The 22,617-nt window shown below is 70.4% G+C and carries 21 protein-coding genes and 2 pseudogenes; 10 read left to right on the top strand and 13 right to left on the bottom strand.

Features of this window, described 5'->3' with window-relative positions; genetic code table 11:
• Nucleotides 1-8: 8 nt before the first annotated feature.
• The 4 genes from pspAB to AC2XR2_RS12050 all read right to left on the bottom strand — a co-directional run bounded on the left by pspAB (nt 9) and on the right by AC2XR2_RS12050 (nt 3,456).
• A complete protein-coding gene (pspAB, locus tag AC2XR2_RS12065; RefSeq protein ID WP_330267439.1) occupies nt 9-593 on the bottom strand; it encodes a PspA-associated protein PspAB in 585 nt (194 codons plus the stop codon).
• Nucleotides 594-595: 2 nt separating this feature from the next.
• Entirely contained in the window at nt 596-1,513 is a 918-nt protein-coding gene (gene htpX / locus AC2XR2_RS12060) for a zinc metalloprotease HtpX (RefSeq protein WP_350870161.1), read from the bottom strand.
• A gap of 97 nt (nt 1,514-1,610) precedes the next feature.
• Nucleotides 1,611-3,047, bottom strand: coding sequence for a hypothetical protein (locus tag AC2XR2_RS12055; protein WP_491518437.1), 1,437 nt, complete (start codon nt 3,045-3,047; stop codon nt 1,611-1,613).
• Between the two features lie 127 nt (nt 3,048-3,174).
• A complete protein-coding gene (locus tag AC2XR2_RS12050; protein WP_381301850.1) occupies nt 3,175-3,456 on the bottom strand; it encodes an SCO2583/SCO2584 N-terminal domain-containing protein in 282 nt (93 codons plus the stop codon).
• A 191-nt stretch (nt 3,457-3,647) separates the two neighbouring features.
• On the opposite strand from AC2XR2_RS12050, the gene AC2XR2_RS12045 reads away from it, so the two are divergent.
• Together AC2XR2_RS12045 and AC2XR2_RS12040 are read left to right on the top strand one after the other, a co-directional pair.
• A complete protein-coding gene (locus AC2XR2_RS12045; RefSeq protein WP_449353432.1) occupies nt 3,648-4,244 on the top strand; it encodes an RNA polymerase sigma factor in 597 nt (198 codons plus the stop codon).
• On the top strand, nt 4,241-5,218 hold the full coding sequence (locus tag AC2XR2_RS12040) for a CU044_5270 family protein (RefSeq protein WP_491515008.1): 978 nt from the start codon (nt 4,241-4,243) through the stop codon (nt 5,216-5,218). Before AC2XR2_RS12045 ends, AC2XR2_RS12040 begins: the two co-directional genes overlap by 4 nt.
• Before the next feature lie 523 nt (nt 5,219-5,741).
• Here the strand turns inward: AC2XR2_RS12040 and AC2XR2_RS12035 are convergent.
• Nucleotides 5,742-6,134 (bottom strand): MmcQ/YjbR family DNA-binding protein, encoded by a 393-nt coding sequence (locus AC2XR2_RS12035; RefSeq protein ID WP_381301854.1) that lies wholly within the window; start codon nt 6,132-6,134, stop codon nt 5,742-5,744.
• Nucleotides 6,135-6,193: 59 nt separating this feature from the next.
• Here AC2XR2_RS12035 and AC2XR2_RS12030 point away from each other — a divergent pair.
• Nucleotides 6,194-6,811, top strand: a pseudogene (locus tag AC2XR2_RS12030) (helix-turn-helix domain-containing protein); the annotation flags it as partial.
• A gap of 126 nt (nt 6,812-6,937) precedes the next feature.
• Here AC2XR2_RS12030 and AC2XR2_RS12025 read toward each other — a convergent pair.
• From AC2XR2_RS12025 to AC2XR2_RS12015, 3 genes and pseudogenes are all read right to left on the bottom strand, one after another.
• A complete protein-coding gene (locus AC2XR2_RS12025) occupies nt 6,938-7,369 on the bottom strand; it encodes a YybH family protein (RefSeq protein WP_491515007.1) in 432 nt (143 codons plus the stop codon).
• A gap of 67 nt (nt 7,370-7,436) precedes the next feature.
• Nucleotides 7,437-7,532, bottom strand: a pseudogene (locus AC2XR2_RS12020) (zinc-binding dehydrogenase); the annotation flags it as partial.
• A 425-nt stretch (nt 7,533-7,957) separates the two neighbouring features.
• The gene (locus tag AC2XR2_RS12015) at nt 7,958-8,881 is read right to left on the bottom strand and encodes a helix-turn-helix domain-containing protein (RefSeq protein WP_449353438.1); all 924 of its coding nucleotides are present in this window, start codon (nt 8,879-8,881) and stop codon (nt 7,958-7,960) included.
• Between the two features lie 278 nt (nt 8,882-9,159).
• Between AC2XR2_RS12015 and AC2XR2_RS12010 the strand changes: the two genes are divergently transcribed.
• From AC2XR2_RS12010 to AC2XR2_RS11990, 5 genes are all read left to right on the top strand, one after another.
• A complete protein-coding gene (locus AC2XR2_RS12010) occupies nt 9,160-10,248 on the top strand; it encodes an alkene reductase (RefSeq protein ID WP_491515006.1) in 1,089 nt (362 codons plus the stop codon).
• A gap of 143 nt (nt 10,249-10,391) precedes the next feature.
• Entirely contained in the window at nt 10,392-10,877 is a 486-nt protein-coding gene (locus tag AC2XR2_RS12005) for a (2Fe-2S)-binding protein (RefSeq protein WP_491515005.1), read from the top strand.
• The gene (locus AC2XR2_RS12000) at nt 10,874-11,869 is read left to right on the top strand and encodes an FAD binding domain-containing protein (RefSeq protein ID WP_491515004.1); all 996 of its coding nucleotides are present in this window, start codon (nt 10,874-10,876) and stop codon (nt 11,867-11,869) included. The genes AC2XR2_RS12005 and AC2XR2_RS12000 overlap by 4 nt, the downstream gene beginning before the upstream one ends.
• Nucleotides 11,870-11,972: 103 nt before the next feature.
• The gene (locus tag AC2XR2_RS11995; protein ID WP_491515003.1) at nt 11,973-14,156 is read left to right on the top strand and encodes a xanthine dehydrogenase family protein molybdopterin-binding subunit; all 2,184 of its coding nucleotides are present in this window, start codon (nt 11,973-11,975) and stop codon (nt 14,154-14,156) included.
• A 118-nt stretch (nt 14,157-14,274) separates the two neighbouring features.
• Nucleotides 14,275-15,507, top strand: a complete 1,233-nt coding sequence (locus AC2XR2_RS11990) for an XdhC family protein (RefSeq protein ID WP_491515002.1) — start codon at nt 14,275-14,277, stop codon at nt 15,505-15,507.
• Nucleotides 15,508-15,758: 251 nt separating this feature from the next.
• Here AC2XR2_RS11990 and glnA read toward each other — a convergent pair whose 3' ends face one another.
• Nucleotides 15,759-17,168: a type I glutamate--ammonia ligase gene (glnA, locus tag AC2XR2_RS11985; protein WP_123760256.1), complete on the bottom strand. Its 1,410-nt coding sequence runs from the start codon at nt 17,166-17,168 to the stop codon at nt 15,759-15,761.
• A gap of 200 nt (nt 17,169-17,368) precedes the next feature.
• On the opposite strand from glnA, the gene AC2XR2_RS11980 reads away from it, so the two are divergent.
• Complete coding sequence (locus AC2XR2_RS11980) at nt 17,369-17,839, top strand: RDD family protein (protein WP_381309183.1); 471 nt, start codon at nt 17,369-17,371, stop codon at nt 17,837-17,839.
• A 130-nt stretch (nt 17,840-17,969) separates the two neighbouring features.
• Nucleotides 17,970-19,232, top strand: coding sequence for a lipase family protein (locus AC2XR2_RS11975; RefSeq protein ID WP_491515001.1), 1,263 nt, complete (start codon nt 17,970-17,972; stop codon nt 19,230-19,232).
• Between the two features lie 62 nt (nt 19,233-19,294).
• On the opposite strand, the gene AC2XR2_RS11970 is transcribed toward AC2XR2_RS11975, so the two are convergent.
• The 4 genes from AC2XR2_RS11970 to lipB all read right to left on the bottom strand — a co-directional run bounded on the left by AC2XR2_RS11970 (nt 19,295) and on the right by lipB (nt 22,376).
• The gene (locus AC2XR2_RS11970; protein WP_062024895.1) at nt 19,295-19,996 is read right to left on the bottom strand and encodes a DUF4191 domain-containing protein; all 702 of its coding nucleotides are present in this window, start codon (nt 19,994-19,996) and stop codon (nt 19,295-19,297) included.
• Nucleotides 19,997-20,061: 65 nt separating this feature from the next.
• Nucleotides 20,062-20,262 carry an SCO2195 family GlnR-regulated protein gene (locus AC2XR2_RS11965; protein ID WP_330267446.1) on the bottom strand — a complete coding sequence of 67 codons (201 nt, stop codon included), beginning with the start codon at nt 20,260-20,262 and terminating at the stop codon, nt 20,062-20,064.
• A 265-nt stretch (nt 20,263-20,527) separates the two neighbouring features.
• On the bottom strand, nt 20,528-21,493 hold the full coding sequence (lipA, locus tag AC2XR2_RS11960) for a lipoyl synthase (RefSeq protein ID WP_381305208.1): 966 nt from the start codon (nt 21,491-21,493) through the stop codon (nt 20,528-20,530).
• Nucleotides 21,494-21,566: 73 nt separating this feature from the next.
• Complete coding sequence (gene lipB, locus AC2XR2_RS11955) at nt 21,567-22,376, bottom strand: lipoyl(octanoyl) transferase LipB (RefSeq protein ID WP_491515000.1); 810 nt, start codon at nt 22,374-22,376, stop codon at nt 21,567-21,569.
• Nucleotides 22,377-22,617: the final 241 nt, after the last annotated feature.

The following is a 22,617-nucleotide window of genomic DNA, read 5'->3' as shown; positions in this document are numbered from 1 at the left end:
CCGACGGCTCAGAGGCCGGGAGCGCCCCACAGGGGGAACCACCGGTTCAGGTCCGCCTCGATCCGCAGATCGCTCGAGAGCGCCGCCTTCACCCGCAGTTCCAGCGCGTTGTCCCGGCGCTGCCCCTCGCCGGGCAGCGGCGCGAAGGGGTAGAAGGTGCCGCGCTTGTAGAGGTAGACCAGCGCGAGCGACCGGCCCCCGGTGTCCCGGAACCCGGCCAGTGAGCACAGCAGTTGGGGCCCGAAGCCGTTGACCTCCATCGAACTGTTCACCGCGTGCAGGTCGTTGACCAGCTGCGGCAGCTGCTCCGGGACGCGTTCGGAGACCAGCCAGGAGTAACCGAAGTCGTCCCGGCGCAGCTCCACCGGCGGGCCGTCCCGCTCGGCGTCCGCGTCCAGCAGGGCCTGGACCTCCCGGTGCGTCTGCTCGAAGGCGGCTCCCTCGACCGTGGCGAAGCAGACCGCTCCGCGCCCGGTCGGGGTGAGGGAGACCGCCGCCTCCAGCGTCACGGCCGCCGACGGCAGCGCGAACAGCTGGTCGAGATCGGGCGCGACGGGCTTGGTGCGCCCGAGCAGGATGTCCAGCAGCCCCATCCTCAGCCCGCCTTCCCGGGCTCCAGGGGCTCGCCCAACTCCGCGGAGATCCGCCCCAGTTGCTCCAGCCGCTGCTCCAGGGACGGGTGGGTCGAGAAGTACCGCTCGATGCCGGGCTCCTTGCCGGTGGCCGGGGTGAAGTAGAAGGCGTTGAAGGCCTGGGCGGTACGCAGGTCCTTGGTGGGGATGCGGGCCAGCTCACCGGAGACCTTGGTGAGCGCGGAGGCGAGCGCCGAGGGCCGGCCGGTGAGGTGGGCCGCGGCCCGGTCCGCCGCCAGCTCCCGGTACCGGGACAGTGCCCGGATCAGCAGGAAGCTGAGCGCGTACACGGCCGCCGAGACACCCATCACGCCGGCGAACAGCATGGCGGTGTTCTGGTCCTTGCGCCCGCTGAACAGCTGGCTGTAGAAGGCGAACCGCACGATCAGCCCGGCGATCACGCCCAGGAACGAGGCGATGGTGATCACGGCGACGTCCTTGTGCGCCACGTGCGACAGCTCGTGCGCGAGGACACCCTCCAGCTCGGCGGGCTCCAGCCGGTCGAGCAGCCCGGTGGTCACGCACACCACGGCGTTGTCCGGGTTGCGGCCGGTGGCGAACGCGTTGGGCATGTCCATCGTGGACACCGCGACGACGGGCTTGGGCATGTCCGCGATGGCACACAACCGGTCGACCACGGCGTGCAGTTCGGGATACTCCACCGGCCCCACGACCCGCCCGCGCATCGCGAACATGGCGATCTTGTCGGAGAACCAGAACTGCGCCACGAACATCACGGCGATCAACGCCACGACCAGCAGCCAGGACTTCAGCAACACGATCAACGCGGCGAAGAAGGCCACGTACAGCAGCCCGAGCAGGAACAGCGTGACCGTCATCCGCACGGTCAGGCGCCGGTCGCTCCGGAAACGGCTCCGCATCTGCATCACCCCGCAGTCAGGCACTCGTCCCACGCTCCAGTGTGCACCCGCCGCGGCCCATGAAGCGGTCCCGATCAGCCCTAGGACCAGCAAAGGCTCAGGTCCGGAGCCCGGTCTCCCACCTGTGCCGCTCCAGCACCCACGCGCTGATCAGGGAGCGTGCCCGGTCCAGCAGCTCGCCCACCTCCGCCGACCCGCGCGGCACGTCGGCCGTCGGCTGCCAGCGCTGCACCGACTGCCGGGCCCAGTGCCGCAGCCGGTCGTCCGGGTCGTCGATCAGCGCGAGGGCCGCCCGCAGTCGTACGACCCCGTCGTGCGCGTTCAGCAGCCGGAACGCGGCGACCCGTTCCGCCCGGGGCCGGTCCGCGCCCAGCCGCCGCATCAGCCACTGGTCGTCCAGCTTCCGCGCGGAAGGGACCAGCGCGAGGGCCGCCTCCCGTACGACCCCGGGCGCGGGGTCGTCGAGCAGCTCACGCAGCCGCGCCACGTCCGTCACGTTCAGCGCCCGCAGCCCGGCCACCGCCCGCGTCCGCACCGCGGCCACCGGATGCGAGGTGAGCGCCCACAACAGGACGGCGTCGGCCCGCTCCCCGCACTCCGCGAGCCCGCTCACCACACCGGGAGCGAGATCATCGGCGGCCCCGCACCGCTCCCGGTACCAGCCGAGCGGATCGCCCCCGCCCTGCCGCACCACGTACCGGGCACAGGCCCGCACCACCCCGGCCCGGTCCCCGAGGAACCCCACCGCCCGGTCACCGCGCCCGGCCCGCCGCAGCGCCGTCACACCGGCCGCCCGGGCCTGCGCACCACGCGCAGCGAGCAGCGCCTCCAGCACGTCGTCGTAGGCGGAGCCGTCCGTCACGGCACCCTTCGCGAGGCCCGCCAGCGCCGCGTCAGCGCACCGGGACTGGACGACCGCGTCGGTGTCCCGGGCGGCGGCCCTGGCCAGCTCGGCGGGGGAGAGGTGCCCCTCCTCGACGGCGAGGCGGTAGGCGTACCGGCGTACGGTCCGGTCGTTGTCCGTGCAGAGCGGGGCGAGGGTCCCGGGAGCGGCGGTGCGCAGCAGGGTCTCGGCCAGATCGGCGACGAAGTCACCCCGGCCCCGGCGCCCGAGACGCAGGATCAGTGGCAGCAGCCGTACCGCGGCCTCGGCGTCCAGCCCCTCGGACAGCTGTCGCCGGGCCGTCTCCCGCACGGGTTGGGCCCAGTCCGCGCACCGCAGCACGACCAGGGGCAGCAATTCCGGGCGCCCCGCGGCCCGGTCCAGCGCCCGCTCGCGGATCTTCCCGTCCCGGTGGCACAGGGCGAGCGCGAGCCGCCCGTCGGTGAGCCGTTCGCCACGGCGCAGGGCGTCGGTGAGGGTGCGCCCCTGCTCGGTCCGCTGCCAGGCCGGCAGCCAGGTGCCGTCGGCCGGGGACCAGACGCCGTGCCGCACCTCTTCGTCCAGCGCGACCCAGACCGCCGGGTCGGCCACATCGCCCAGGGCCTCTCCCAGCCCGGCCCCCTCGGCAAGCCGTACGGCCGCCACCGCCATGTCCCCGACACCGTCCACGCCCGCTCCCCGCCTTCGACGTATCCGCAGATCGTAGGCGGAGAAGGGGAGGGGCGCCCAAGAATTACCTGCTCAGCGCCCTGAAGCAGCTCCAGGTGCCGGAGCGGGCCTAGTACGACCCCCGGAAGTTCGCGTACCCCAGCAGGAGGATGACCGCCGCCACGCACCCGAACACGATCGCCGTCGACACCCACGACGACCGGCGAGGCGTCCTGAGCGACGACCGACGGCGTGCCCTGAACTCCGGCTCCGCCCGGAACGGCTGCGGCTTCGGCGGGTTCTCCTTCCAGCGGGCGGCCAGCATCCGGGCCCGCGCCGAGGGCTCCTTGAGCTCGGCCCCGTCGGCCCACTTGATGTCGAACTCCCGCGCCTCGTCGTCCTGTTCCGGCATCCCCTGACCCCCGTCACCTCTCGAACAGCCGTACAGAAAACGATACGACGACGCCCCCACCCCTGAACAACAGGAGTGGGGGCGCCCCAAAGCCACCGCCGCGTGAACCCGTTCGCCGCGGATCGGCAAGTACAGGGTGTGAACACCCGCCATCCTGACACCCACCGACCCCACCGACGGACGGACAGTCCATGACCGACTCGGCCGGCGGCGACGCCGAACTCATCGCGGCCTCACTCGCCGAACCCGAGCGTTTCGCGGCGCTCTTCGAGCGTCACGCCCCGGCGATCCACCAGTACGTCGTCCGACGACTGGGGCGGGACGCAGCCGACGACGTCACCGCCGAAACGTTTTTGACGGCCTTTCGGATACGGGCCCGGTTCGACCCGGCCCGCGCCGGCGTGCGGCCCTGGCTGTACGGCATCGCCGTCAAACAGATCGGTCGGCACCGCCGGGAGGAGGTCAGGGCGCTGAAGCTGCTCGCCCGCACCGGCCACGACCCGGTCGCCGACAGCTGGACCGATTCCGCCGACGACCGCCTGGCTGCCGAGGCCGCCGCCCGCCCACTGGCCCGGGCGCTGGCACATCTCTCCGCGGGAGACCGGAACGTCCTGCTGCTCTTCGCCTGGGCCGACTTCAGCTACCAGGAGATCGCCGAAGCCCTCGGCATTCCCGTCGGCACCGTCCGCTCCCGCCTCAACCGCGCCCGCCGCAAGCTGCGCACCGCAACCGGCGCGGCCGGTGGTCCCCTCACCGAAGCTCGCATACACGAAGGTGACCCCGCATGAACGAGCTCTCCCAAACCCGCGGCCTGCGCGCCGACGCTCCCCTTCCCGACGCCGACCAGCTCGCCGCGCCTCGGGCCCGGCTCACTGCGGCGCTCCGGCAGGAGACCCACCGCGAGCGGGCAGCCCTTCCCAGGCGCCGGATGATCCTGGTCGGCACCGCCACCGCAGGAGCCCTCGCCGTGACCGCCGGGATCGTCGCGACCCTGCCCGCCGACAGCCCCCGCGCCCCCGCCGGGAAGCACCCCCAGGTGCTGTCGGCGGGCGCCTCCGCCGACGCCCTCGAACTGGCCGCCGCGACCGTCGAGAAGCACGACGGCACCGAACCCGGCCCGAAGCAGTGGGTGTACGAGAAGAGCACCGTCTTCTTCCAGGGCAAGCCGCAGAGCAGTGAGGAGTGGACCCGCTGGGACGGCACCGGACAGGCCAATCTGCCCGGCATCCCCCCGGCTGGTGACATCTCGGACTTCGACCCCGACAAGCTCCAGGTCTGGTACGGCCCCAACCAGGAGGAGAAGTGGAAGCGGGAGGGGTACGACGACCGCTCCCAGCGGCAGTTCTACCGCTTCCTCGCCACCCTGCCGAGCGACCCCGACCGCATGATGAAGCGCATCCGCGAGGAGCACGCCATCGGCTCCATCAACGGGGAGACGCGCGCACAGCGCGACTGGCGGGAGATCGACGTCCTGTACCGGTCGGTGCTGATCCCGCCGAAAGTCCAGGCAGGCCTGTTCCGGGCTCTCGCGAAGATCCCCGGCGCCCGGGTGACGACCGGCGTCAAGGACCCGCTCGGCCGCGCGGCGATCGGGGTGAGCGTGAACTACGCCGAGAGGGCGCCCTCGGGCGCGCAGGGCAAACAGGAGATCTTCTTCGATCCCGAGAGTTACGCCTACCTCGGGGAGACCCGCAACGACGGGGAGACGGTCGGCGCCCGCGCGGCCTGGGGCGTCGTCAACAAGCCCGGCGCCCGCCCCTGAGCACCCGACGGGCGCACGGTGCGACACCGGGCGCCTCTCGTCGTCGAACCGACTACTCCGAGCCGCCGCGTTCACGGCCTCATGGGCGTGAGGCAACCGGATTTTTCGTTCCCCAGGCGTCATGTCGTCGCATTGGCGCTGTCTCGTGTGGAGTCTTCCTCCGAGTGCGGCTTGAGAGCGCCCCGCCCACACACGGCCGCACCGGGTCCGTCATCTCGATCAGCGCACCCATATCCGGCAGCACGAAGCCCGCTGAGTCCCGGGCCGCATCATTCGTCTCCAGCATGGCCAGGAAGCAAGCACACTTGATGACCTCAGCGCCGGTGCGGTCAACCGTATCGGGTGCTACAGCTGTGGCGCCATCACTGAACCGGCTGATGGCGCCGTCCCGGCGGATGCCCTTTCAGTAGGGACGCTGATCACGCTGTCTGGGAGCTGCTCGATCACACCGCCTCGCCTCGAAGTGGTTGCGCTGCCTGGCTGTCCCTGGGCCAGCCGGTGTCCGAGGGGGAGCGCCCAGCGTTCACTTGGCGGTCGTGTCCGGGCCAGAGGCTCGTGGCGGGCGCTCGCTCTGTGGCAGACCATCGCTGACCAGGTCGTAGGAGTGCTGGACCGCCTCGTTGATCAGCTGCTTCGTGATGCCCCGCCCGGGCCCCAGCGAGATCCAGTGACGCTTGTCGAGGTAGCGGCCCGGCGTGATCGAGGCGTAGCCGCGCTCCAGTGCCCGTGCGTGCTCGGGCTCGCACTTGACCGTGATGATCTGCTCGGCCGCGTCGTCGGTGACGATCAGGAACACCTTGTCCGCGACCTTGTACACGTCGAGTTCGGGGGTGAAGGGGCGGCCGTGACTGACGTCGGGGAGGGCGAGGGCCGCCTTGCGTGCGGTGTCCTGGAGGCGGTCACCGGCCGCGCTCACCGGGCCGCCTGGCTGGTGCCGTAGGTGTGGGGGTCGACGGGTTGCTCGGCTTTGGGCAGGGCTTGTTCGTCCTGTTCGAGCCGGACGTGCTGACGTCCGAGGTCGCCCGCCTGCTGGCCCCGCTCACCGCGCACGAGGCCCCTGCCGTGCTCAGTCCGCACCCCGATGACGCGACCTGGCTGGAGCAGACGGCGCTGCAGCTCCTGGACGAGCACCGTGCACTGGGGCGCCGCCGGCTCGATGTCCACCATGCCCTGCGGCGCAGCCTGCTCGAATCGCTGCTGCTGCGCCTTGCCGACTCCCCGGATGTCACCTCCACCGGCGCGGCGGCGGGCGGCACAGGGCGCAGGCACACGTACGCACGCTTTGTGGACGTCCTGGAACTGCACTTTCGGGAGCTGCATCGGGCCGCGGACTATGCCGGGCTGCTCGGCTGCTCGGTGCGCACTCTCAGCCGCGCGGCCCGGGACGCCACCGGCAAAGGGGTGCGTGAGGTCATCGACGAGCGGCGCCTCCTCGAAGCCCGGCGCCTGCTGACCGGCGCCGGTTGGGAGGCCCGGGCTGTGGCCGTCCATCTCGGCTTCACCGATCCCGCGAACTTCGGCCGCTTCTTCCGTCACCACACCGGTCTCACCCCGGCCGCCTTCGCCGCCCGCGAAGCCAGGACCGGCATGTGAAGCGGGAGCGGCACAAGCCCGCATCGCCGCGGCCGCCACGGCCCTCGGGGCACAGCAGGCCCTCTCGGTGACCTCGTCACCCATCCCGTCATCTCCGATGACGTGTGCTGCTTCGGGGCGACCCGGTCAGGAAGCGATGTTCTCCGTCACGGTCTGGGAGAACGCCCAGTTGGAGTGCACGATGCGCCACTGGTCGTTGACGAGGCGGTAGCCATGTGTGGCGTTCCAGGCGCGCAGCTGCTTCTCCCTGCCGTTCTCGTCGAGAACGTAGGTGTTCAGGTTGTACGCGAGGACAGCGAGGTCGCCGCCGTCGCTGACGTGAACCTGCGGGTTGAGGTACTCGCTGCGCACGATGTGCGGGTCGGAGTAGATGGAGTCGATCCATGCGATGGCCTGGTCCCGGCCGACCACGATGTTCTTGAGAATCGGGTCGAAGTAGCTGACCTCGTCGGCGAACGCGTCGAGGTAGCCGCGGTTGTCGCCGGCGCTCCACCGCTCGTTGAAGGACTTCTCCAGCTCGATGATGGTCTTGCTGATTTCTTCCTTGTTGACGCCCATGGCGCTTCCTTTCGTGCAGGCCCGAGCGGGCCGGCAGTGATCCGACCGGCGCGGAATGGTGTGTTTCTCAGTCGTCGAGCAGCACCACGTGCTTGCCCGGCGTCGTGCCGGCCTCGACGTCGGCCTGGGCATCACGCACCCGCTCCAGGCCGTGGTGGACCTCCTTGCTTGTCGAGTACGACCCCGCAGGGCCGCCTTGTCGGGGCCCACAGCGAGGCGGTCGCCGAGGCACCTCTCGATCCTCTGGCGGCATCCGGCGCATCGCTCAGTCGGCTGGGGACATCTGGTGGTCACTGCGGGACACCCCGTGAAGCCCCGGGATCGCAGGCTTCACCAGGCCCTCCTCCCGGCCGCCATGGAAGCCTTCAGCGCTCGCCCGGGAAACAGGGTCAGCAGGCCCTGCGGCAGGTGCTCCTCGCTGAACGGCCAGGTCCTGCGGCTCTCGCTCGGCGCACGCCTGGATGTGCGCCACGCCGTGCCGGCCTTGTGTCTCGGCTTCGGCGATTCGAGTGATCAATTCGTCGCGGATGTCGGCAAGCCGTGCCCGTGAGCCGGTTCAGGTCGGAGGAGTGGGCATCGGGGGGCGCATCAAGCCGTGCGTCTCGGCGGCATCCCTGCTTCTGCCCTTGTCGCGTCGGTGCCCCAGCTGGCCAGCAGTCGTAGTGCCTCCGCGGACGGGGAGCCCGGTTCGGCGTGGTACGTCAGCAGCATCTGTTCATGGTCGTCGGCCAGGTGGAACGCCTCGACGCGGAGCTCGAGTTCGCCGACGAGCGGGTGGTTCAGTCGCTGGACGCCGCGGCACTTCTCCTGGACGTCGTGAGCGGCCCACAGCAGCCTGAACTCCTCGCTCTTCACGGAGAGTTCGCCCACCAGCGCGGACACCCGGGGGTCATCCGGATGAGAGCCGGCGTCCATGCGCAGCTGAGAAACGACGTCGATCGCTTTGTGCTCCCAGTCCACGAGCAGGTCGCGGTACTCGGGCCGCAGGAACACCATCCGCGCCCAGTTCCGCTCATGTGCGGGCAGCTCGGCCCAGTCGCCGAAGACCGCCGCGGTCATCCGGTTCCAGGCGAGGATGTCCGAGCGCCGCCCCACGAGGATCGCCGGGCCGCCGTCCATGGTGTCCAGCAGCGTCCGCAGCGGGCCCCGCACCTGCTGGGTGCGGCCGGCCGGCTTCTTCTTGTGCTGCTTCGGCTTCGCCAGGTGCGTGAGGTGGGCGTGCTCGGCCTCGCTCAGCCTGAGCGCCCGGGCGATGGCATCGAGGACCTCCGCCGACACGTGCCTGCCGTTGCCCTGTTCCAGCCGCGTGTAATAGGCCACCGACACCCCGGCGAGCTGCGCCAGCTCCTCGCGGCGCAGCCCCGGCACCCGCCGGTACCGTCCGAAGCTTCGCAACCCCACGTCCTCCGGCTTCAGCCGGGCCCGCCGGGTGCGCAGGAACTCGCTGAGCTCGGCACGCGTGTCCAGAGCGCCGGCGGCGGGCCCGAGCACCGGTTCGGGGTGTTCGTCCATGCCTCGAGTATCCCCGGTCGCACGCACATCAGCCTGACCCAGCCAGTGGTAGGCATCGCAGGCATACGCAAAGCCGTGACCTGGGTGAAGGCCGACCCGTCCCGGACGCTGGCCACGTGCCCGGCCGGAAGGCAGCCGGCGCGGAACCTCAGCCGGGAGAACCGTCGGCACGACCACTTGACCAGGCAAAACGAGGACTGCTCAGGTCTCGGTCTCCCCGCCAGACCCATGGTGCTGCCCCTCTCATCCCCCCGCCCCATGCTTCGAAGGAATCTGCCATGACCACCGTGTTCGACCCGATCGCCCTGGGCGGCAAGAGGCTCGCCAACCGCATCGCGATGGCGCCCATGACGCGCAGCCGCGCTGATGCGCCCGCAGCCACGGCGACGGAACTGATGGCCACCTACTACGCCCAGCGCGCCAGCGCCGGCCTGATCATCACCGAGGGCATCCAGCCGTCGGCGGCCGGCCAGGGCTACACCAACACCCCCGGCCTGTACTCCGCCGAGCAGGTCGACGCGTGGCGGAAGGTGACCGACGCCGTCCACGCTCAGGGCGGCACGATCTTCGCGCAGCTGATGCACACCGGCCGGATCAGCCACCCCAGCCTGCTGGCCGACGGGCTCGTCCCCGTCGCCCCCTCCGCCGTCGCGGCGGCGGGCCAGGTCTTCACCTACGAGGGCCCCCAGGACTACGTCACGCCGAAGGAGCTGGACCCCGACGGCATCGCCCAGACGATCGCCGAGTACGCCGACGCCGCGCGCAACGCGATCGCCGCCGGTTTCGACGGCGTGGAGATCCACGGGGCGAACGGCTACCTGATTCACCAGTTCCTCGCCCCCAACACCAACCTGCGCACCGACAGCTGGGGCGGCGGGCCCGCGGGCCGGGTCCGCTTCGGCATCGAGGTCGCCACGGCCGTCGCGGAGGCGATCGGCGGCCATCGGACCGGCTTCCGCATCTCCCCCGGAAACCCCTACAACGACATCGCCGAGACCGACCCGGCGGACGTGCTGGAGACCTACACCACCCTGATCACCGGCCTCGCCCGGCTGGACCTCGCCTACCTGCACCTGCTCGAGAGCCCGGACCGCGATCTGACCGACCGGCTGCGCAAGGACTGGCCGACGGCGTTCATCCTCAACCCCTTCACCCACCCCGAGACCACCGGCCCCGGCGCTCTCGCCCTCATCGAGGACGGCACCGCGGACCTCATCGCCTTCGGCGCGCTGTTCCTGGCCAACCCGGACCTGCCCGCCCGCCTCGCAGCCGGCGGCCCCTACAACACCCCCGATGCGGCCACCTTCTACGGCGGCGACCACCGCGGCTACACCGACTACCCGGCGCTGGCCGCCGACAGCGCGTGACCTGAACAAAGATCACCATTCGCGCGCATGGGCAGGCGGAACGCGGGTTCAGGCCGCGGGCCGGAGTCCTTCTCGTCCAGCCCTTTGTGCCTGATGGCGCCCCCTGGAGAACGAGCCCTCGGGTGAACCGGAGGAATGACACGGTGGAGATCGAACTGCGGATCAACGGGTCCGCCCGAAGACTGGACGTCGCGCCGCAGGTGAGCCTGCTCGACGCGCTGCGTGAGTACCTGGGCCTGACCGGCACCAAGAAGGGCTGCGACCAGGGCGCGTGCGGCGCCTGCACGGTGCTGGTCGACGGCCGGCGGATCAACGCCTGCCTCGCACTGGCGGTGCAGTACCAGGGCCGTGAGATCACGACCATCGAAGGGGTCGACCACCCCCTGCAGAAGGCATTCGTGCGCGCGGACGGATTCCAGTGCGGCTACTGCACGCCGGGCCAGATCTGCTCGGCGATCGGCATGCTCGCCGAGCACAAGGACGGCGCGCCCAGTGCGGCCACCGAGCACCTCGCCGACACCGGCGGAGAGCTGGACGAGGCGGAGATCCGGGAGCGGATGAGCGGCAACCTGTGCCGCTGCGGCGCCTACAACGGCATCGTCTCGGCGATCAAGGAGGTCGCGAAGTGAAGTCGTTCTCCTACCTCAGGGCACCCGACGTGGGCACGGCGCTGCGCACCATCGCGGACGGCGAGGACGTGAAGGTCCTCGCGGGCGGCACGAACCTCGTCGACCTCATGCGGGAGGGCATCGAGCACCCGGCGACGCTTGTGGACATCACGCGCCTGCCGCTGACCGGGATCGACGAACTCCCCGACGGCACCCTCCGCGTCGGCGCCCTGGTGACCAACAGCCGGCTCGCCGCGGACCCCCTCGTCCGCACCCGCTATCCGGTGCTCGCGCAGGCGATCCTGCTGGGTGCATCGGCCCAACTGCGGAACATGGCGACCGTGGGAGGCAACCTCCTGCAACGCACCCGCTGCATGTACTTCTACGACGAGACCTCCGCCTGCAACAAACGCGCACCCGGCAGCGGCTGTGACGCGATCGGCGGGTTCTCCCGCGGCAGCGCGGTGCTCGGGGCGAGCGAACACTGCAACGCGACGCATCCCTCGGACATGGCGGTGGCCCTGGTGATGCTCGACGCCGTCGTCGAGGTGGAGAGCGTGCGCGGCATCCGCCGTATCCCGGTCGCCGACTTCCACCAGTTGCCCGGCGACACCCCGCACATCGAGACGGTGCTGGCCGCCGACGAACTGATCACCGCTGTCGAGCTGCCGGCGGTGCCGGTCGCGACGCTTTCGCGCTACCGCAAGGTCCGCGACCGGGCGTCGTACGCCTTCGCCCTGGTCTCTGTCGCCGCCGCGCTGGCCGTCGAGGACGGCGTGGTCACCGAGGTGCGGCTCGCACTCGGAGGCGTTGGCACCAAGCCCTGGCGCGCCACCGAAGCCGAACGCGTGCTCCTCGGCGGGCCGGCGACCGAGGAAGCCTTCCGGCGGGCGGCGGAAGCCGAACTCGCCGCCGCACAGGGCGGACCGCAGAACACCTTCAAGATCGAGCTCGCGCAGCGCACGATCGTGGCGACCCTGCGGCAGCTGCTGACCGATGGGAGCGCTGCCTGATGCCGAGATCGAAGACAGCCACAGGCAGAGCCATCCCCGCCCCATTCGTGCGACTCGCGCGCTGCGGGCGGCAGGACGACCGTACGGAAGAAGGCAGGGCGGCATGACCACGATCGGACAACCGCTCGACCGCGTCGACGGCGGCGTCAAGACGACCGGCGCCGCGAAGTTCGCCGCCGAGCACTTCTATCCCGACCTCACGCACGCCGTACTCGTGCACGCCACCATCAGCCGCGGCCGCATCACCGCCCTGCACACCGACGAGGCCAGTGCGGTGCCGGGCGTGATCGCCGTCATCACGCACCTCGACGCGCCCCCTCTGAAACCGGCTCCCAAGCCCAGCATGTTCAACTTCACCACCACGTTCTCGGGCACCTCGGTGAACTACCTGCAGAGCGACGAGGTGCACTGGGAGGGACAGCCGATCGCGGTGGTCGTCGCGGAGACCTCGGCTGCCGCCCGCGAGGCAGCCGCGCTGGTGCGCGCCGAGTACGTGGTGACCGAGTCCGTGGTGGACTTCGAGGCGGCCCAGAAGGACGCCCGGCCTCAGCCGAACGACTCGTTCTTCCCCCGAGGCGCCGAGAAGGGCGATGCGGAGGCCGCGCTCAAGACGGCCGCGGTGGCGCTGGACCTGCGCTACACGACTCCGCCGCAGAATCACAACGCGCTCGAACTGCACGCCACCACCGCCGTCTGGGACGGCGACCGGCTCACCGTCCACGACGCGACGCAGACCATCGACTGGTTCCGCACCCACTTGGCGCTGCGGTTCTCGGTCCCCATGACCAACGTGCGGGTGCTGGCGCCGTTCGTCGGTGGCGCCTTCGGCGGCAAGTCCGCGATCTGGCCCGGCACCATCCTCGCCGCGCTGGCCGCGCGAGCGACCAGCAGGCCCGTGCGGCTGGTGCTCTCGCGGGAGGCGGTCTACCGCACGGTCGGTGGGCGCACCCCTTCCGTCCAGCGGGTCGCGCTGGGCGCGGACCGCGATGGCAAGCTGACCTCGCTGCTGCACACCAGCATCATCCGAACCGGGCGGATCGGCGGTCCCTTCGAGCAGGTCACCTCCGCGTCCCAGCATCTCTACGCCGCCGACAACATCCTCGCGCGACATGACCTCGTACAGCTCGACGTGTTGGCGAACGCCTTCATGCGGGCGCCGGGTGAGGCGATCGGCACCTTCGCGCTCGAGTCCGCGATCGACGAACTGGCCTATGAGCTGGGCATGGATCCGATCGAGCTGCGCCTGCGCAATGAGACCGCGGTCGACCCGATCGAGGGGAAGAAGAAGTTCTCGCACCGCAGGCTGCGGGAGCTGTACGCGCTGGGGTCGGAGCGGTTCGGCTGGCATCAGCGTGACCCCGAGCCGCGTTCGACGCGCGAGGGCCGGTGGCTCGTCGGGACCGGTGTGGCAACGGCGTTCCACCCGGCGTTGATGATGCCGGTCAATGTCACGGTCCGCCTGTCGGCCGACGGGAGCGTGCTGGTGCGCTGCGGGTTCAACGAGATGGGCATGGGCGGCGCCACGGCCCAGGCCCAGATCGCGGCCGATGCGCTGGGGGTGCCGTTCGACGCCGTCCGGGTGGAGTACGGCGATTCCGATCTGCCGATGGGGCCGGCCGCCGCTGGATCCGTCCAGACCGCGAGTGTCGCGGCCGGCGTCGTGCAGGCGTGTGAGGAGCTCAAGCAGAAGCTGAAGTCCCTGGCAGGCAAGACGGGCGGCGTGAGCTACGAGGAGATCCTCCGGCGCGCGAAGGTGCCGCACGTCGAGGCCGTCATCGGGTCGGAGACGCGGCTCGGCAGGATCGGCGGACGGGCGCGGTTCCTCCCGGGCTTCCTCCTGGGGGCCCAGCGGTGGGTGAAGGCCGCCACGGGTGTGCAGTTCTGCGAGGTGAAGGTCGATGCCGAGACCGGCGAGACGCGGGTGTCGCGGTGGGTCGGGGTGTTCGACATCGGCCGGGTGATCAACGCGAAGACGGCGGCCAGCCAGCTGCGCGGCGGCATCGTGATGGGCCTGGGCCTGGCGATGGCCGAGGAGACCCTCGTCGACCCGCGCACCGGCCGCATCATGAACCCGAGCCTGGCCGAGTACCACGTCCCCGTGCACGCGGACGTCCCGCCCATCGACGTGTCCTTCCTGGACGACCCGGATCCGAAGATGCCGCTCGGCATCATCGGCGCGGGCGAGGTGGGCATCACGGGTGTCGGAGCGGCCGTGGCAAACGCCGTGTACCACGCGACCGGCAAGCGAGTGCGGGACCTGCCGATCACGCTGGACAAACTGCTCTGAAGCGGCGGCGGCCCAAAGTCCGGTCGCGCCGAGCCCGTTCGGGCGCCTGCGGCGCGACGGGGACTGAGCCGCCTCACGACAGCTCCGCCCCATCCGACCACCACAAGAAAGAAACACCATGCTGGACATCGCGGACGAGCTGAACAGGTGGCTCGAGGAGGGGCGGGACTTCGCCGTGGCCACCGTCGTGGCCGTCAGCGGCAGCGCACCGCGAGGGCCGGGCGCCGCGCTCGCCGTCGACGCCGACGGCACCGCCATCGGCTCGGTCTCCGGCGGCTGTGTCGAAGGCGCCGTCTACGACCTGTGCACCCAGGCACTCGCTGACGGCGAGACGGTGCGCGAGCGGTTCGGCTACAGCGACGAGGACGCCTTCGCCGTCGGGCTGACCTGCGGCGGGATCCTGGACATCCTGGTCACGCCCCTACCCGCCGACGCGCCCGGCAGGAAGACATTCCAGACGGCACTGTCGGCCGTCGCCCGGGGCGAGGCGGTGGCACTCGCCCGCGTGGTCCACGGCCCGGCAGAGCTCCTCGGACAGGCACTGGCAGTCCGTCACGACGGCTCCTACGAAGGCGGACTCGGCGGACATCCAGATCTGGACCGCGCCGTCGTCAACGAAACCCACTCCCTGCTCAACGCCGGCCGCACCGACACCTTCGACATCGCGCCGAGCGAAGCGAGACGGGGGTCCCCCCGGACGGAGTCCGGGGGAGGATCCCACTGCGAACCGGAGCTGACCCTGTTCGTCGAGTCGAGTGTCCCGCCGCCCCGCATGCTCGTCTTCGGCGCCATCGACTTCGCCGCCGCCCTGGTGCGCATGGGCAAGTTCCTCGGCTACCACGTCACCGTGTGCGACGCCCGACCCGTCTTCGCCACCCGGACACGCTTCCCCGAGGCCGACGACATCGTGGTCGACTGGCCGCACCGCTACCTGCAGCGCACCCCGACCGACGACCGCACAGTCGTCTGCGTCCTCACCCACGACGCCAAGTTCGACGTACCCCTCCTGGAAACGGCCCTGCGGCTGCCGGCCGCCTACATCGGCGCGATGGGCTCCCGCCGCACCCACGGTGACCGCGACCGCAGGCTCCGCGAAGCCGGCCTGACCGACGCCGAACTGACCCGCCTGCGCTCACCGATCGGCCTCGATCTCGGAGCCCGCACGCCCGAGGAGACCGCCTTGTCCATCGCGGCCGAGATCGTCGCCGGCCGCCACGGCGGAACAGGTCTTCCGCTGAGCGCCTCGCAGCTTCCGATCCACCACGACCGAACCGGCCGCCAAGTCAACGGGCACACCTCACACGCCCTGACCGCAGGGGACACATACGCCGAGGCGCTGCCCGTCCGCTAACCCGGTCGGAACATCGCCAGGACTCCGCACGGCCGATCTGGACGTACACGTACCTGATGCCGAACAGCCAGGACCGTGCCCGCAGGGCCATTGATGCCGCGTTCGGCGCACCGGGTGCGGACGCCGGCCCGGTGAAGCCGATGCCGGGCCCGAAACAGGCCGTCGGCCGTGTCCTTCCGGCGAGGAAGGACACGGCCGACGGCCCACACACGGCCCAGGGGAGCGGAAACCCGCTCTGACCTGGGGCGATATCACACGTCGAAGTACAGCTCGAACTCGTGCGGGTGCGGACGCAGCTGGAGCGGGGCGATCTCGTTCGTGCGCTTGAAGTCGATCCACGTCTCGATCAGGTCCGGCGTGAAGACGTCGCCCTGGAGGAGGAACTCGTGGTCGGCCTCGAGGGAGTTGAGGACCGCCGGGAGGGAGGTCGGGACCTGGGCGACGTTCGCGTGCTCCTCGGGAGCCAGCTCGTACAGGTCCTTGTCGATCGGCTCGGCCGGCTCGATCTTGTTCTTGATGCCGTCGAGGCCCGCGAGGAGCAGCGCCGAGAAGGCGAGGTACGGGTTGCCGGAGGAGTCGGGCGCGCGGAACTCGACGCGCTTGGCCTTCGGGTTGGAGCCCGTGATCGGGATACGCATGGCCGCGGAGCGGTTGCGCTGCGAGTACACCAGGTTGATCGGCGCCTCGAAGCCCGGCACCAGACGGTGGTAGGAGTTCACCGTCGGGTTGGTGAAGGCCAGCAGCGACGGGGCGTGCTTGAGGATGCCGCCGATGTAGTAGCGGGCGGTGTCCGACAGGCCCGCGTAGCCGGCCTCGTCGTAGAAGAGCGGGGAGCCGCCGGCCCACAGGGACTGGTGGACGTGCATGCCCGAGCCGTTGTCACCGAAGATCGGCTTCGGCATGAAGGTCGCGGTCTTGCCGTTGCGCCAGGCCACGTTCTTCACGATGTACTTGAAGAGCTGGAGGTCGTCGGCCGCGGCCAGCAGCGTGTTGAACTTGTAGTTGATCTCGGCCTGGCCGGCGGTGCCCACCTCGTGGTGCTGGCGCTCGACCTGGAGGCCGGACTTGGCCAGCTCCAGGGAGATCTCGGCACGCAGGTCGGCGAAGTGGTCGACCGGCGGGACCGGGAAGTAGCCGCCCTTGTAGCGGACCTTGTAACCGCGGTTGTCCTCCAGCGCACCGGTGTTCCAGGCGCCCGCCTCGGAGTCGATGTGGTAGAAGGACTCGTTCGACGAGGTCGCGAAACGCACCGAGTCGAAGACGTAGAACTCCGCCTCGGGACCGAAGTACGCGGTGTCGGCGATACCGGTCGACGCGAGGTAGGCCTCGGCCTTCTTCGCCACGTTCCGCGGGTCACGGCTGTACTGCTCGCCGGTGATCGGGTCGTGGATGAAGAAGTTGATGTTCAGCGTCTTGTCACGGCGGAAGGGGTCGACCCGCGCGGTCGACAGGTCCGCGCGCAGCGCCATGTCGGACTCGTGGATGGCCTGGAAACCGCGGATCGACGAGCCGTCGAACGCGAGCTCCTCGTCCGGGTCGAACGCCTCGACGGGCAGCGTGAAGTGCTGCATCACGCCCGGCAGGTCGCAGAAGCGGACGTCGACGAACTTGACGTCCTCGTCCGCGATGAACTTCTTGGCCTCGTCGGCGTTCTGGAACATCCAGCTCCTCCTACTCCCGACCGTTCCTGGACCGGGGTGGTAGTTCGTTCGTGCGGCCAGTGCGGTGGCACACGCTGTCCACGACCCTAGGGACGGGTGGTTTCTCGGGCGTGACCCATTTGTTTCGCACAAGTTAACCGGACATCGGCGGCCCCGCCCCTACTGTCCGTATCCCGAAACGCTGGCAGTACCGTGGACGCGTGGACAAGAGGGATGCAATCGGATCGTGGCTCTCGGGCCCCCGCGCGGCCGCCGAGGATGCCGGTGTCGACTTCGGATACCGCGGACAGCAGCTCGGCCTGCCGGAGGAGGGACCGGGCTCGATCGCCCGCCCGGGACGCCGGCTCGGCGCACTCGCCGTGGACTGGGCGATGAGCGTCCTGATTGCATCCCAGCTCATCACGCAGAGCTACGGCGACCCCGCGACCTCGAACTGGGCACTTCTGGTGTTCTTCCTGATGAGCGCCCTCACCGTCGGCACCATCGGCTTCACTCCGGGCAAGCGTCTGTTCGGTCTGCGCGTGGTCGCCCTGGAGACGGGCCGCGTCCGCCCCCTGCGCGCCCTGCTGCGCACGGCTCTGCTCTGCCTCGCCGTCCCGGCCCTGATCTGGGACCGCGACGGCCGGGGCCTGCACGACCGGCTGGCGAAGACCGTGGAAGTACGGCTCTGACGCCTTTGTCGTCTCCTGACAGCCGCCGCGACGAACACGCGCGGCGGCTGACTATAGGTCAGTAGGTCGGGGCTCCTAGCGTCTGGCACCCAAGCAACCTCCCCCCGTTGCGAAGGGACGCGCCGGACCCATGAAGAGATCCGCCCTCGTCACCACCCTCGTCACCACCCTGGTCACCGCCCTGCTGACCGGCACCCTCGTCTCCGCGGCCCCCGAAGCCTCCGCCGCCGCACCCGCCTGCACGGCCGCCGACGCCGACGTCTACCTACCCCCCGCCACCGTCCCGGCCACCCCCGGCACCGTGCTGGCCTGCCGTTCGGTCACCCTGAGCCAGGTGCCCGGCACCATCGCGATGTCCGCCTGGAAGGTCCTCTACAGCTCCACCGACCACCAGGGCCGCCCCGTCGCCGTCTCCGGCACCCTCGCCGTCCCCACCGCGCCCTGGACCGGCACCGGCGCCCGCCCCGTCGTCGCCTTCCACCCCGGCACCCTCGGCCTCGGCCCCCAGTGCGCGTTCTCCAAGCAGCTCGCCGGGGCCTTCCAGGACGAGTACGAGGGCGACAACATCGCCGCCCTGCTCAAGGCCGGGTACGCGGTCGCCGCCACCGACGGCCCCGGTTACCTGGACGGCCAGACGCACCGCTATGTCGCCGGCACCGACTCCGGCCACGCCCTGCTCGACATCGCCCGCGCCGCCCCCGCGGTGCCGGGCAGCGGACTCTCCCGGCAGGCCCGGATCGGGCTGTGGGGCTACTCCGAGGGCGGCGCGGCCAGCCTGTGGGCCGCCCAGCTGGCGGCGGGCTACGCACCCGAGCTGAACGTGGTCGGGGACGCCTCCGGTGGCATCCCGGGCGACCTCAAGCAGGTCGCGGCCGGGCTCGACGGCGGCGCCTTCTCCGGCTTCCTCGCCGACGCGGCCCTCGGCATCCAGGCCGCCTACCCCGCGCTGCCCTTCGACTCGCTCCTCAACGACCAGGGCAAGGAGGCCGTGAGGACCGCCAAGTCCGTCTGCCTGGTCGGCACCGTCACCGCCCTCGCGGGCAAGAGCATCAGGGACTTCACCACGGCCGGGCTCACCCTCGACCAGCTCTACCAGCAGCCCGGCAGCGACGGCCGCACCTGGGGCCAGGTCCTCGACGCCCAGAAGCTCGGCGTGAACCTCGGCACCTACAGGATCGCCTTCCCGGTCCTCCAGTACCGGGGCGCCCTCGACGAGGTCATCCCCACCGCCACCGAGGACGCCGTCCGCACCGCCTACTGCGCGGCCGGCGTGAGGACCGGCTGGAAGATCTACCCCGGCGACCATCTGCTCACCGACAACCAGGCCGTCGGCGACGTCGTCACCTGGCTCGGCGACCGGTTCGCCGGCAGACCGGCCCGGAACGACTGCTGATCCCGTACGACGATGAGGGCGCCCGGATCACTCCGGGCGCCCTCATCGTCGTACGGGAAAAGTCAGCGGGCCTTGCCGCCGCCCTTCGGCAGCTTCATGCCCTTGGGCATCGGGCCCTTCGGCAGCGGCATGTTGCTCATCAGGTCGCCCATGGCCCGCAGCCGGTCGTTGGTGGCGGTCACCTGGGGGCCGGTCAGTACGCGCGGCAGCTTGAGCATGGTGGTCCGCACCTTCTTCAGGGGGACCTGTCCCTCGCCCGTGCCCACGATGATGTCGTGCACCGGCACGTCCACGACGATGCGGTTCATCTTCTTCTTCTCGGCGGCCAGCAGGCCCTTGACCCGGTTCGGGTTGCCCTCGGCGACCAGGACGATGCCCGCCTTGCCGACGGCCCGGTGCACCACGTCCTGGCTGCGGTTCATCGCCACCGCGGGGGTGGTCGTCCAGCCCCGGCCGATGTTGTCCAGTACGGCCGCGGCCGCTCCCGGCTGGCCCTCCATCTGCCCGAACGCGGCTCGCTCGGCGCGGCGCCCGAAGATGATCGCCGTCCCGAGGAAGGCGAGCAGGAAGCCCAGGATGCCGAGGTAGACCGGGTGGCCGATCAGGAAACCGATCGCGAGAAAGACACCGAGGATGAGGATGAAGACACCCGCGAGCACCAGGCCGATCTTCTTGTCGGCCTTGCGGGTCATCTTGTACGTCAGGGCGATCTGCTTCAGTCGCCCGGGGTTCGCGGCATCGGCCGCACTGTCACTTCTCGCCATGCCCCGAAGTCTACGTGGCCCCGTGGGCGCTTACGACGGCAGTGTCCGCCGTCGAAGAGGAGGCTTCAGGAGCCGACGGTGAAGGTCTGCTCGAGGACGCGCTGGGCCTCGACGCGGTCCTTGGCGCGGCGGCGGTCCTCCAGGACGGAGGTCCAGGCGTTGCGGCGGGCGGTGCGCTGTCCGCTGCTCAGGAGCACGGACTCGACGGCACGGAGTGCATCGGTGAACGACGGGATCGCGGTGGCGCGAACGGGGGCGGCCTGCATGGTGGTGGTCCCCTCGGGAGCGGCGGCTCTGGTGAATGGTGCACTGGCTGTAAAGCCAGGGTCACTGAATGGTGTTACCAGGGCGTGACCGGCCGGTCAAACGCCAATGAAGCCTTGTCACTCGGCCTGAAAACACTGACGCGGCCCTGATGGCCCCCCTATCTGCGGGGACGTCCAGGACCGCGTCAATTGGCCGCTACCGGAAGGTAGTTGCTTGTGCTCGGATTCACACGTTTGGAGTGGCACTCCGTGCCATCCGGGAGGCTCAGACGGCCTGCGAGGCGACGTAGGAACCACGCTTCTCTACGGCCATCTGGTAGAGCCGTCCCGCCCGATAGGAGGACCGGACCAGGGGGCCGGACATCACGCCGGAGAAGCCGATCCGCTCGGCCTCCTCCTTCAGCTCCACGAACTCCTGCGGCTTGACCCAGCGCTCCACGGGGTGGTGGCGCACCGACGGACGCAGGTACTGCGTGATGGTGACCAGCTCGCAGCCGGCGTCGTGCAGCTGCTGGAGCGCCTCGCTGATCTCCTCGCGGGTCTCGCCCATGCCGAGGATCAGGTTGGACTTGGTCACCAGGCCGAAGTCACGGGCCTCGGTGATGACCTTCAGGGAGCGCTCGTAGCGGAAGCCGGGGCGGATCCGCTTGAAGATCCGCGGGACCGTCTCGACGTTGTGCGCGAAGACCTCGGGGCGGGACTCGAAGACCTGCTGGAGCAGTTCCGGCACCGCGTTGAAGTCGGGGGCGAGCAGCTCGACCTTGGTACGGCCGCCCTCCCGGGAGGACGTCTGCTCGTGGATCTGGCGGACCGTCTCCGCGTACAGCCAGGCGCCGCCGTCCTCCAGGTCGTCGCGGGCGACGCCGGTGATGGTGGCGTAGTTCAGGTCCATGGTGACCACGGACTCGCCCACGCGGCGCGGCTCGTCACGGTCGAGCGCCTCGGGCTTGCCGGTGTCGATCTGGCAGAAGTCACAGCGCCGGGTGCACTGGTCGCCGCCGATGAGGAAGGTCGCCTCGCGGTCCTCCCAGCACTCGTAGATGTTGGGACAGCCGGCTTCCTGGCAGACCGTGTGCAGACCCTCGCTCTTCACGAGCTTCTGCATCGCGGTGTACTCGGGACCCATTTTCGCCCGGGTCTTGATCCACTCGGGCTTGCGCTCGATGGGGGTCTGGGCGTTGCGGACCTCCAGGCGCAGCATCTTGCGTCCGTCGGGTGCGACTGCGGACACGACCGGCTCCCTAGCGTTGATTCTTCGGCGTGCTCAAGGGTACGCCCGTGGATTTGAAAGCCCACTGCCTGTCTCAGGCCGCAGGTGTCTTCTCGATCACCCTCGGCTTGAGGTCCGCGTTCTCCAGTACGTCCTTCAGGTGCCGCTCGACGACCGGCAGCACCTCGTCGACGGTGACGTCCCGGCCGAGTTCGCTCGCGAGGGAGGCGACGCCCGCGTCCCGGATCCCGCAGGGGATGATCCGGTCGAACCACTTGTTGTCCGGGTTCACGTTCAGCGAGAAACCGTGCATGGTCACGCCCTTCGCGACCCGGATGCCGATGGCCGCGATCTTGCGGTCCTCCCGGCGCTGGCCGGCGTTGGACGGCGCGTACTCCGGCCCGTTCATCCGGGGGTCGAACTCCTCGTCCGTGAGCCGGGGGTCGAAGTCCAGGGAGAGCCCGCCGATCGCCGGACGCGTCGTGCCTCCTTGTCGGGGTTCGCCGAGGACCCACACCCCGCTGCGGCCCTCGACCCGGGTGGTCTCCAGGCCGAACTCCGCGCAGGTGCGGATCAGGGCCTCCTCCAGGCGCCGTACGTGCGCCACCACGTCCACCGGGCGCGGGAGCTTCTGGATCGGGTAGCCCACCAGCTGGCCGGGACCGTGCCAGGTGATCTTCCCGCCGCGGTCGACGTCGATCACCGGGGTGCCGTCGAGGGGGCGCTCGTTGTCCGCGGTGCGCCGGCCCGCCGTATAGACGGGGGGGTGTTCGAGCAGCAGGACGGTGTCGGGGACCTCGTCCTCGAAGCGCGCCGCGTGCACCCGGCGCTGCTCGTCCCACGCCACCTGGTACTCGACCGCGTCCGCACCGAACCCCATGCGGACGAACCGCAACCCACTCACGGCAAGCGCCTCCCTAGAAGGTCGTAAGGCACGAAGGGTGCCTACGCCACTGTACGTCCGCCCCGCGGACGTCAGCTCCGGGGGCAATCCTCACACGATCGGATGAACGAACGTCGAAGTGTGCGATCGTCTGCTCACTCTCCGCTACATTCGCGCCGTTCGCAGAGGCCATAAGGGCTGCTCACAGGCAATCCGGGCACCACGTGACCACGTGACGGCCCGAAAGGCAGGAGACCGCACC

The sequence above is a fragment of the Streptomyces sp. LS-MS-L19 genome (assembly GCF_058382285.1).
The sequence above is the reverse complement of the archived record's forward strand: the minus strand, read 5'-3'. Positions and strand labels throughout refer to the sequence as shown.